Origin of the sequence: Arthrobacter sp. BE255, assembly GCF_031457335.1 — a bacterium.
GTDB lineage: Bacteria > Actinomycetota > Actinomycetes > Actinomycetales > Micrococcaceae > Arthrobacter.
On sequence record NZ_JAVDWK010000016.1, the window covers coordinates 72,598 to 83,681 of the forward strand.

6 protein-coding genes are annotated in these 11,084 nt (G+C 66.6%); 1 reads left to right on the forward strand and 5 read right to left on the reverse strand.

From position 1 onward, the window contains the following. Nucleotides 1-17: 17 nt before the first annotated feature. The 5 genes from J2X42_RS21415 to J2X42_RS21435 form a co-directional block, all read right to left on the reverse strand. Nucleotides 18-2,351, reverse strand: a complete 2,334-nt coding sequence (locus tag J2X42_RS21415; protein ID WP_310167971.1) for a beta-galactosidase — start codon at nt 2,349-2,351, stop codon at nt 18-20. A gap of 13 nt (nt 2,352-2,364) precedes the next feature. Then, nucleotides 2,365-3,684, reverse strand: a complete 1,320-nt coding sequence (locus J2X42_RS21420) for a cellulase-like family protein (protein ID WP_310167972.1) — start codon at nt 3,682-3,684, stop codon at nt 2,365-2,367. Further along, nucleotides 3,681-6,983, reverse strand: coding sequence for a DUF5107 domain-containing protein (locus J2X42_RS21425; protein WP_310167973.1), 3,303 nt, complete (start codon nt 6,981-6,983; stop codon nt 3,681-3,683). The genes J2X42_RS21420 and J2X42_RS21425 overlap by 4 nt, the downstream gene beginning before the upstream one ends. A 338-nt stretch (nt 6,984-7,321) precedes the next feature. After that, nucleotides 7,322-8,578: an FAD-dependent oxidoreductase gene (locus J2X42_RS21430; protein ID WP_310167975.1), complete on the reverse strand. Its 1,257-nt coding sequence runs from the start codon at nt 8,576-8,578 to the stop codon at nt 7,322-7,324. After that, the gene (locus J2X42_RS21435) at nt 8,571-9,911 is read right to left on the reverse strand and encodes an aromatic acid/H+ symport family MFS transporter (RefSeq protein WP_310167976.1); all 1,341 of its coding nucleotides are present in this window, start codon (nt 9,909-9,911) and stop codon (nt 8,571-8,573) included. Before J2X42_RS21435 ends, J2X42_RS21430 begins: the two co-directional genes overlap by 8 nt. A 108-nt stretch (nt 9,912-10,019) precedes the next feature. Between J2X42_RS21435 and J2X42_RS21440 the strand changes: the two genes are divergently transcribed. After that, entirely contained in the window at nt 10,020-10,808 is a 789-nt protein-coding gene (locus J2X42_RS21440) for an IclR family transcriptional regulator (RefSeq protein WP_310167983.1), read from the forward strand. Nucleotides 10,809-11,084: the final 276 nt, after the last annotated feature.

The following is an 11,084-nucleotide window of genomic DNA, read 5'->3' on the forward strand; positions in this document are numbered from 1 at the left end:
CACTCCGGCCGGCCAATTCAGGACGGCTGTTCTGTCCAGCCAGTCCATTGGATCAGCTCCAGGCTGTCCAGGGAAAGCAGGTCTCCCGCTTCGGCGTCCCGCCTGGCCTGGGCCTCCGCCGGCAGCCCGACGGCAGCGTCCTTCGGCAGGGGAAGGATCTGGAGCAGAACCTCCGACGCCGGGCGGATGCCGGCGTCGGACGTTTCCACAATCCAGGGGGAACCGTCCCAGAACCTGTCGCCGACCACAGTGCCGTCCACGACCAGCCGCGCAACGTCCCCGGCCCAGGCGATCTCCAGTTCCGTGTGCCCCCCGGTATCGGATGCCGCGGGAAGGTCCAGCCTGTGGACTTCGGACAGGTGCTCGACGACGGCGGCTGCAGGCGCCGCGGCACGGCCGGCCAGCGCTCCGAAGGAGGCCGGGACGGGCTGCGCGGCCCGGATGCGTTCCGCCGCAATGGGCCGGCGCTGGTGTCCGGGCAACGGCAGTGACGTCGGCACGTCACCGAAGCCGCCTGACGCGGCGTTGTAACGGCGGGGCCGCGGAAATCCCTGGGAACTGCCGGCCAGGAGGCCGTCGGCACCAACCCACAGCGGGTCGGCGGAAAGGACCAGTTCCCGTCCGCGCGGCGTGTCCAGCACCCAGGCCTGATCCGCCTGCGCTGCCGGCAGGACCAGGATGGCCAGTGTGCCGTGTTCGGACGTGGCTGTCAGCGTCACTAGACGTCCGCCGTCGACGGCGTAGGCGTTGCCGCCTATCGCGTCGGCGGGCCCGTCGAGCCTGGTTCCGTCCGGGAAGCACAGCTGCACCGCTATGCCGTCGTCGGCCGTGAGGACCAGCGTCGGCGAGGAGTCGGGGCCCAGCACGGTGAGGGCCGACGCCGTGGCCCAGTTCAGGCGTACGCCGGCGGTCTCGAGGTTGACGGGCCAGCGGGCAATCGTTCCGGAGGGAATGGAGACAGGCTTGCGGGGAAACGTAACAGTCTCTTCCCCGAACGAGAGCTTGAACTGCGCGGCCGGGTAGTCAACCAGCGGTATGTGCGGCTGGTGCCAGGAGATGAACACGAAGCCGGACTGGCCGTCGCTTCGCATCGACCAGCGCAGTGTTTCCGCGTCGTCAACTCCGGCGGGAAGGCTGTCCGGCAGTGTTGACGGCATGGGAGCGAGCCTGTCCCCGAAGGCGGCGAGGAAGGCGTGCTGTTTGCGCAGCAGGGCGAAGCCGGGCGCCAGCCTGCCGGAAGCGCCGATGGGGGCGTGGAAGTCGTAGTCGAAAACCGGAAGGTCGTTGGGGTAGCCCGTTGCCTGGGATTCCTGCAGGCCACCGGGAGGGTTCGTCCCGCCCGCGAACATGTAATAGCCCTGCCAGCCGGAACCGCTGCCGATCTTGTTGTTGGCCACGGCGGCAACATCGTTGCCATTGGGCCAGGGCCGCCGCTGGTAGGCAGTTGCCATGCCGCCGGTCAGTTCGCAGGTGGCCGGCGGGTAGAGGGTGGAAGGGGACCGCGGCGGTGCGGCTTCGCTTCCGGCAAGTTGTTCGCGCAGGTCCGCCCCGATGCCCGGGTCATCCCACTGGTGGCTGAAGAAGTAGTGCTGCCGGAACGTCGGGTCCCAAGGGGCGTCAGCGTCGACCCAAAAGCCATCACCGTAGCCGCCGAAGACGGGCATGACTTCGTCCTCGGGGATGTCCGCCCCGCCCCAGGCCGTTGCCGTCCATACGGGTGCCCTGAGTCCTGCTGCCCGGGCTAGGTGCTTGAGTTTCGTGATGTGTTCTGGCTGGTCGTAGAGTTCATTTTCCAGCTGAATGCCGATGACGTTGCTGTCCGGGCCGGTCAGGCCCCGCAGTTCCGCACCGATTCGGTTGAACCAGCGCTCCACCAAGGCCAGGTAGGCGGGGGCGTTGGTCCGGTGTTCGACGGCGGCGGCCTGCACCCAGTCGGGGAAGCCGCCGTTGCGGACCTCGCCGTGGGCCCAGGGGCCGATGCGCAGGACCACCTCGAGGCCAACTGACCCGCAGAGCCTGACAAAGCCGGCCACGTCCAGGTTGCCATCAAAGCGGGCCTCGCCCTCGGTCTGTTCGTGGTGGATCCAGAACACGTAGCATGCCACCACGGTGATGCCGCCGGCCTTCATCAGCCGCAGCCGTTCTTCCCAGCGGGACCGTGGCAGCCTGCTGTAGTGGATTTCTCCCGACACCGGCACGGCTGGCACCCCGGCACGTTCGATGTAGTGGCTGGTCAGCCGCCACCCGCTGTGCGGATCAGTGGTGTTGCTCATGGGCGGGCATTGCAGCGGCAGTTCGTGGTTCCGGTGCGTCGCGGACAGCAGCTCGAGGGTGCTTTGGTCAAGGGGCATGGAGGGGATTCTTTCAGCTGGTGGGTGCGTCGAGGATAAGGGCGTTCATGCGGCGTTGCCAGGATTCGTCGGCCCACATGGGGTGGTGCGGGGCTGCGTTGGAGCACAGGACCATTCCCCAGATTCCGTGGTCCAGCGCGGTCCGGATACCGCGTTCGGCAAGGTCCCGCCCGATGGGGCCTTCCTCAAATGTGCCATGGAGCGGCGTGTAGCCGATCCATCCCTCACCCACCACCGCAGGCACCCCTTTCCACCGTGCCCACGCCGCGATGGCGATGACGCGGGACTCGATTTCGCGGCGCATGACTTCCCTGTACGGGCCGTATTCGTTGCAGAGCCAGGTGTCCCAGGCGTCTGAATCAATCCAGTCATACCCGTAAAACATCTGGTCGGTGACTACAGTGGCACGGTACTTCCAGTCGGCCAAGCGCCCGTACTCTGCCACTGACGGCGCGCCGGGGCGAAGCAGGGCGCGAAGTGCCGGATTGGGGAACTCGGCGGCACCCTCGGACCGGATGTCGATCTGCCTCTGCAGCGCATCCAGCACACCGTAGCTGTAGACGTGGAACTGTGCCGCTCCCAGACCGTCCGGCACGGTGTGCATGGCCAGGTGCGGAGGCTTGCCGTAGCTGGCTGTGACGAGGAGGTCCGGGTGGAGCTTCCTCAGCCGGTGCAGCTGCTCGGTGCCGCCGTCGGCGAGCGCCGGCAGGATGGAAAAATCCACCTCATTGTGCAGTTCCACCATCGCGATGCGGTCCCGGTGGCCGGCGGCCGTAAGCGCGGTAAGGAGGCGGTCCCAAGCGTCCGCGAGTAACCGGTACCTTTCGTCCAGCGGGACGGCGTCGATGGCATCGAACCATCGCGAAGAACCTGCGAAGACCGTGGACTGCTGGTACTCCCAGCTGGCCAGGATGACAACGAGCCCGTGGCGTGCCGCGGCGGCGAAAAGTTCCAGCAGCCGCGCCCGCAGGTTCAGCCGGTAGCCGCCGGGCGCGTCGTACCAGCGCGTGGCACTGCCGTAGATCCCCCCGTCGGGTGATTTCCCGAGGCCTTCGATATCGAGGTCCGTGGCCAGGTCATCGAGGCCCAGGTTGCCGAAGAGGAGCAGCGGGGCGGCGCAGATCCGGATGGTGTTGTAGCCCAGTTCGGCCGCTTTCGCGCAGGCAGCGTCCAGGTCTGCGTACGGGCCGCCGTTCTCGGCCCGGGTGTACCAGGAGAAGTCCCAGAGGGTAATGGTCAGCCTGGCCGGAAGATGCGACGGGCGCGGGCCCGTCAGGGACGAGGTGTCAACGGTGATGGTTCCGGATCCGAGGTACCGTGCTGGTTCGGTCACAGGGTTGCCTTCTCTTTCTGGTGTGCACGGCCCCGTGCGGCCAGTTCATGCAGGGACTTCGCCTCGTCGGTGCGGGACGAATCGGTGTCGGTGTCGAAAAGCAGCAGCTCGGGAAGGGATGTCGCAAAGTAGTCAGGGGTTGAGGGAGCACTTTCCAGTTCGCCTGCCCGGGTTTCCAGACTTCGCCAGATGCGGTCCGCTTCTTCCCGTCTTTCGAGCCTGGTGTGGCCGATGCCCCTCCAGTAGTCGGCAGGTCCGGCCGGCGCAGGGTCCACACCCAATAAGCTGCCTTCCTGGCAGGCCTGTTCCCAGGCCTCGCGGGCCGCCTCCTTGTCGCCGGCCAGTCCGAGGGCGTCCCCGAGGGCGACAAGCCGTTCGGCCATGCTGTGGGCAGGATGCCGGCCTTCGCCCAGGTTGGCTGGAGCGTCCAGGCCTTCGCGCAACAAGGTGATTGCCGCCGTCGGGTCCTCCTCCATCAACATCCGGGCGGTGTGGACCGCCGCCCGGTCATAGGCGGCGAGGGCCATGCCCTCGCCGCCCTCAAAGGGCTGGAAGCTGCGCGTGGTCATGATGCGCAGGGCCTCCCCCGCCCGTCCCGCATCGATGAGCAGGTTGACATAGAGCAGGGCCAGATCATCGCGGCGCAACACAGAACTGCCATGGCGTTCAATGGCGGCGATCCGCTCCCGGACGGGCAATCCGCGGATGCCGGCCAGCACCGACCGTTCAAAAACCAGCCGGGCGTCATCGGGGCTGAGCTCAAGGGCACGGTGGAAGTAGGAGTCGGCCGTGGCGGGATCGCCGCCGGTGTTGACTTTTGCGATGGCTGCGTTGCGCCACACCACCGGATCCTCGGAGCCGTGCGCGATGGACGTTTCCAGGTGTTCAAGCGCGTCACTGGTGCGGCGGGCGTCCAGCAGCCAGCACCCCAGCAGCCCGTGTGCCACTTTGTCCTTGGGGTCAGCCTCGAGGGCGCGGTGGAGTGCGTCGTAGTCGTCCAGTCCGTAGGGGAAGGCATACGTGGTGTCACTGCGCCGCGCCGCGGAGCGTTCCAGGGAGGCGGCCTCTGGGTCCAGCAGTTCCTCCAGCCAGCTGGCCCGGAGGTAGTGGCGCAGTGTCTCCGGATTTCCAAACGCCTTGTAGGCGCCGAACGGCGCGGGGCTGTCGGTGAGGTCCAGCGCGAGTTGCCACTGGCCTGCGCTGGCGAACCAGCAGGCGACCGTGAGTGAAGTCTTCGGGTCCGCTGCGTTCAACGTCCCGCTCAGCGCCAACGCCACGGGGTCCAGCGGATCAAGGGTGAGGATATCCTGCAGGAGCCGTGCGCTTTCGTCCGAACGTCCGGCCTTGATTAGTGCCAGGACGAGCAGGTGCTTGGCCGCCGGGCTGCCCGCGTCCAGCCGCAGTGCGGCTTCAGCGTGCGTGAGTGCCTCGGCGGGCAGTCCTGACCTGAGGGCCAGCCGGGCCAGCGCAAGGTAGGAGGGATGCGCCCATGCCTTGTCCCAGGCCGCCTTTCCAAACCGCTCCTGCGCCTCGTCCAGCTGACCGGTACACTCCAGGACCAGGCCGAGCCGGTAGCTGGCCTCACCGCTGGGCGGGTTCAGATTACGGCTGGTCAGCCTGGCGAGGGCGTTCTCCAGCAGCTGGCGTGCACGGTGGTACTGGCCGGTTTTGTACTTTGCCGCCCCCAGCTCAATGTTGGCGCGCGAGTCCAGCGGATCCCGGCGCAGCATCTCCTCAAAGTACGGCAACGGCGACCTGGTGGGGTGCCGGTTCTGCGACAGGTGCACTCCTGTGATGTAGAGCTCGTCCTGGCTTTCCACGCCTGACGGCGGCTGCGGCTCGGTGGCTACCCAGGGCTCTTTCGGTGCCTCCGTGGCTTTACGGGGCGCCCACGAAATGAGTTCCCTGCCCTCCTCCAGGACCTGCAGGGTGAGGTCCGCCTCCTCGACTGGGCCCGTAAGCTCGGCGGCTTCGGTGAAGGGGTGGGCCGGCGAGATCCGGGCGTTCCACGAGTGGACCACAGCGCCCCGGAGTTTCAGCACTACGGTGGCCTGTTCGCGGTTGGTCGTGCTGGAAACTCCCGCCACAACCTTCCGTCCTTCCTCGATTAACCGCAGCGAGACGGCGACGTCCAGATTGGCCTGGTGTGCCGGGCCCATGGCGCGGATCGGGTACCAGAATTCGCTGAATGTTCGGGGTTCCCCCGGCGCGAGGTAGCTGAAGTCGGGCTGATTATCAGTGAAGACGCCGGACATGAGCTCTACGTATGGGCCGTCAGTGTCCGTCAGGTGAGCGTCCCAGACCTTGCCCACGGGCCCGTTCCCCCAGGTCCACTGTTTCTTTCCCGGGGAGATGGAACGGTCGGCCCAGTGGACAAAACCGGCTTCGGCTGCATGGTCATAGCCGCCAAAGAAGCTGTCCTTCGTGTCCGTGACCATATAGGACGTGGGGACGGGAATGTTGGAGTAGAAATCGATCCGGTCAGCATCCGTCTGAGCTTGGTCCGCCAGCGCCGGGTAGTCCACCCCGTAGTAGGGGCGGTCGGCCTGCGGGAACGCCGTGATCGCCCGCCTGGCATGGTCTGCCACAAAGCTCACGTCCGTGGGAAAGAACGATTGATACTTCTCGTGGGCGCGGGCCGCAACGTTCGCCCACCACAGGAAGGTCTGCGGCACATCAGTGCAGTTGTAGAGCCTGGCCTCCACCTCGACGAGCGAGCTTCCCGGCCGGAGCCGGACGCCGTGGGTTCCACGCATCCGCTGCATCGGGTCAAGGTCGCTGTGCCACACCGTGACCCGACCATCGTCGGCTCGCTCCACGAAGGTTTCCACCGGAAGGAAGGTCGCCGGGCGGTGGTGCTGGGGCCAGTTGAACTCCACCCCGCCGGAGATCCACGGCCCGGCAAGTCCCACGAGCCCGGGCTTGATGACATTGTTGCGGTAGAAGAAGTCGTAGCCGGCCGTCTTATCGAAGCCGATGTGGATGCGGCCACCGATCTCCGGAAGCAGCATCAGGCGGACGTATTCGTTTTCCAGGTGGATGGCCTGCCACAGGCGGGGTTCTTTGGTGCCGGCGATGCTGTCAATGAACGGCATGGGATAGACCTTGCCGCTGGAACCCTGATAGACACGCCGATCAAGGAACATCGGATACCGGTCCGGTTCCCCGGGACTGTAGGTGTCGATGGAGACCGGCTCGTTCCAGCAGGCGACACCACCACCTCGGAGCACCGCTTGCTGATCGGGCGGCGGCTCAGGCAGGAAAATCCGGCTCAGGTGTTCATTGGAATCATCAATCACCACTCAAGGCTATGGACTGCGGACACAACTTCCCATGTCAGAAAGTGGCAACTATATGGACGATCTTCTCGGACCGGGCGCTGCTTGGTCATGTCCGGTGGTGGACCCTGCGCATCGCCATCAGCGATTCTCGGCTTCCCAAGAAGGACCATGCTCCCCCGTAAGGGAACACGATCCTTCTTCGCGCCGGGACCGGACGGGTTCAAACCGCCCTATGTCGTGGCTGCCGCCGCCTGCCGGAGACGGAGCAGCATTCGCCCGGAGGCCCGACACGGGCCTTGGGCTGAGGACAAAGTCAGGCGTTGTGCTTCCGGTCCCTGCGGACGCGGGGTCCCAGGTCAGGAAAGAACGGGAACCCCCAGCCCGGCGGGAGCAGCTTCCAGGGCCGGAACGCCGGCGCTGTCCTGTCCGTACAGCCAGTCGTTGTACTGGAAGTCGTTGTCCTTCCGGCTTTTGAACAGCAGGTTGCGCAGGGTCCGGCCCAGTCCGGAGACGTGCCAGGACTCGCCCCAGACGCGCGCGGTGCGCTGGACCCGGGCGGTGCGGCCGGCCCGGAGGGTGTTGAACTGCCTGATGGCGTCGTCCCAGGCTCCCGGGTTGACGCCGCCGGCCGTGAACACTGTGCCGTTGCTGACGTCCTGCAGCACGGCCGCGTCTTCGAGTGCCTGGCAGGCTCCCTGGGCGAGGTACTGGAGCATCGGGTGCGCGGCGTCGCCCATCAGCACCATCCGGCCGGCAACCCAGTTTTCGATCGGGTCGCGGTCGTACATGGGCCAGCGCATGCTGGTGCCCAGGTTCTTCAGCGCTGCCTGGACGGCCGGGACACAGTCCTTGTAGGCAGCCTCGAGCTCGTCCAGGCCCCCGTACTGCTCTTCGCCGCGCTCAAAGGAGGCGGACTTGAACACGGCCACTGTGTTCAGCAGCTCACCCTTGCGCAGCGGATACTGCACCAGGTGGCAGTCCGGCCCGAGGTAGACGATGACGTCCTCGAGGTCGGCCTTGGGCGTATTTTCGGTGATCGGTACCGTGCCCCGGTAAGCCACATAGGCGGAGGAGACCGGCTCGTCGGTGGCCACGAGCGGACGCAGGGTGGACTTGAGTCCGTCTGCGCCGATCACCACATCGGCTTCGTAGTCCACGCCAGCGGCGGTGTGGGCTACACCCCGGCCATTCACGGTTTCAACACTCTCGACCATCACGTCGTTGACGAGCTTCACGCCCGCCGCCTGGCAGCCTTCGAGCAGGACCCGGTGCAAGTCGCTGCGGTGGATCACCACGTACGGTGCGCCGTAGCGTTCGGCGAATTCACCGCCGAGCCTCTGGCGGGTGAGCTCCTCGCCGGTGACGGCGTCTCGGAAGACCAGGTGCTTGGGCTGGACACCGATTTCCAGTGCTTTGTCGAGCAGACCCCAGCGCTGCAGGACGCGGGAAGCGTTGGGGGCCATCTGAAGTCCGGCGCCGACCTCCCCGAATTCGGGGGCCCGCTCCACGAGGGTGACGTTGGCGCCGTTTTCGCGCAGCGCGAGGGCTCCGGCCAGTCCGGCCATCCCTCCTCCGATGACGAGGACATCGGTGGACGTGGCGTGCTCAGACATTGTTTGCTCCTGTTGATGAAGTGGGGATTGAGAGTTTTGACGTGAGTTTGAGCCCGACGGCGGCCAGCAGCACCGCCGCGATGGCGGCTGCACCTGCGAAGGCCAGGAAGTTGGAATTGACTCCCAGCCCGGCGGCTAGCAGGAGCCCCCCGGCCTGGGGTGCGGCGACGGCGCCGATGCGGCCTGTCCCGAGGGCCCAGCCGAGCGCGGTCCCCCGCAGGTGGCCGGGGTAGTGGCTGGCGACGGCCGCGATGATGAGGCACTGCGTGCCATGGGTTCCGACGCCGGCAAGGACCAGCATGAAGTAGACGACGGCGACGGGCGGTCCGGTCACGAGCACCACGAGTGCTGCCGCCGCGACGGCTGCAGCGGCGATGGCTGTGGGCACCGGGCCAAACCGGGTGCCCGCCCAGGCGGTGATGACCGAACCCGCCACTGCACCCAGGTTCAGGGCCAGGGCGAACGTCAGGGCCGAACCAAGGTTGTAGCCGGCCAGCTGCATGAGGTTGGGCAGCCACGTGCCCAGCCCGTACCAGGCAAAGAGGGTGGCAATCGTCGCCACGGCGAAGAGCACGCTGACGCCCAGGTAGGGGGCGCGGAGCAGGGAGGCGAACCCGGCGGGCCCCTTGGCCGCGGCGCTGGGCGTTTTCCCGGTGCGGGCCGATGTTCCGCCAGCCGGAGCCAGGGTTTCCGGAAGGAATTTCAGGCCCAGCGGGACCACAATCACCAGAGCCAGCACGGCCACGAGGAACATGGATTCCCAGCCGAAGGCGGGAATGAGTTGGATCCCTGCGAGGGCTGCGATGGATCCGCCGATCGGCACGCCGGACATCATCAGGGTGGCGATGAGGGACCGCCATTTGGCAGGGACCAGTTCGGCAACGAGGGCGTTGGCCGAGGGCACCAGGCCGCCGAGGCCGATGCCGGCGAGGAGCCGCAGGACGCCGAAGACTGCGGCGTTGGGAGCGAACGCGCAGAGGACAGTGAAGACCGAGAAGACGATGGCGCAGCCGAGGATGGTGCGGCGGCGGCCCCAGGAGTCGGCCATGCGGCCTGCGAAGATCGCCCCAATCATCATGCCGAGAAAGGCCATTGATCCGATGGTTCCGGCGGTGGCCTTGCTCAGGCCCCAGCCTGTCTCCGAAATCAGGGAGGACTGGACCGTGCCGTAGACGATCAGGTCGTAGCCGTCAAAGACCACCAGCAGCCAGCACACGAGGACTGCGGCGGCCGAAGCCTTGGAGAAGCGCGGCGCTGGCCCCTCAGGGGAACCGGGGACGGAAGCCCCGGGAGAGGACCGTTGCGGCATTGCAGCGGGAAGTATGTGGTTCATCCCACTACTGTCATGGCGGCCCCAGATGAACCACAATACAATTCTGATGTGCAGAACAATCCAGAACCCCCAACCGCATCCACATCCCCCCGACGGCCTGCGCAGAAAATGCCCGTGCAGAAGCGGCCCACCTATTCCATCGAGGCAGTGGACAACGCGCTGCAGCTCCTCCAGCTGCTCCGCGACGGCGGGACGCTGCGGCTCAAGGACGCGGCCGGGGAGCTTGGCGTGGCGCCTTCCACCGCCCACCGCCTGCTGGCAATGCTGGTTTACCGGGGTTTCGCGGTCCAGGACGAAACCCGCCGCTACGTGCCGGGTCCGGCGATGGGCGTCGGGCCGGCCGGGCTGAGCTGGACCAGGCTGCTCCGCTCCCTGGCCCAGCCCCACATGGAGCTGCTCTCCGCACAACTCAACGAGACCGTGAACCTGATGGTGCGGGTGGGATCGAAAGTCCGCTTCCTGGCCACCGTGGAAGGAAGCAATGTGCTGCGGGTAGGCGACCGGCAGGGGACGGTCATGCCGGCGAACCGGACTTCGGGCGGCAAGGCGATGCTGGCCGAACTCGAACCCCAGATGATCGACCAGCTCTTCCGCAGCAACAATGCCGAGATCGGCGGCGACATGATCCCCGACGCGGAGTACCCGGCGTTCCTGCGCGAGCTGGAGTCCATCCGCAGCAATGGTTTCGCGGCCAATTTCGAGGGGACTGAGGAGGGCGTCAGCGCCCTGGGCATGTCGTTGCACAACAGGAATGGGCACGTGGTGGGTGCGCTCAGCGTCGCCACACCGGCTACGCGGTTCCACAAAGTGTTCGACGGCGGCCTGGTCGGCGCCCTCCGTGAGACCACCCGCCAGCTGGAAATCGACATCGCTGCCAACCCGGCCGAGCCGGACTGAGCATTCGGTCTCAGCGGCCCGCTTTCACCCGCTTAACCACCTCAAGATTCTGGCTGCCAGAATATGCTTGGAGTCACGCCGTTGCCTCCTTAGAGTCGAGCTACGCCAAAGAACTGCCCTGACCTATCGAGGAGGCCCACGTGTCCATCAGCGCCGAGAACACGACGCACGAGTCCGTTGCTGCGAGTCATGCGTTGCCGGAGCCTACGCCGGAGGAGGCTGCGGCGCTTGCGGGGTTGTACCGGGACTTCGAGGCGGAGAACCTGGTTCCGTTGT

What these genes read in the sequence shown, in the direction of transcription:
- J2X42_RS21440 (WP_310167983.1), top strand. Translation starts at nt 10,020, where the DNA reads ATGCCCGTGCAGAAGCGGCCCACCTATTCCATCGAGGCAGTGGACAAC.
- J2X42_RS21415 (WP_310167971.1), bottom strand. Translation starts at nt 2,351, where the DNA reads ATGCCCCTTGACCAAAGCACCCTCGAGCTGCTGTCCGCGACGCACCGG.
- J2X42_RS21435 (WP_310167976.1), bottom strand. Translation starts at nt 9,911, where the DNA reads ATGAACCACATACTTCCCGCTGCAATGCCGCAACGGTCCTCTCCCGGG.
- J2X42_RS21430 (WP_310167975.1), bottom strand. Translation starts at nt 8,578, where the DNA reads ATGTCTGAGCACGCCACGTCCACCGATGTCCTCGTCATCGGAGGAGGG.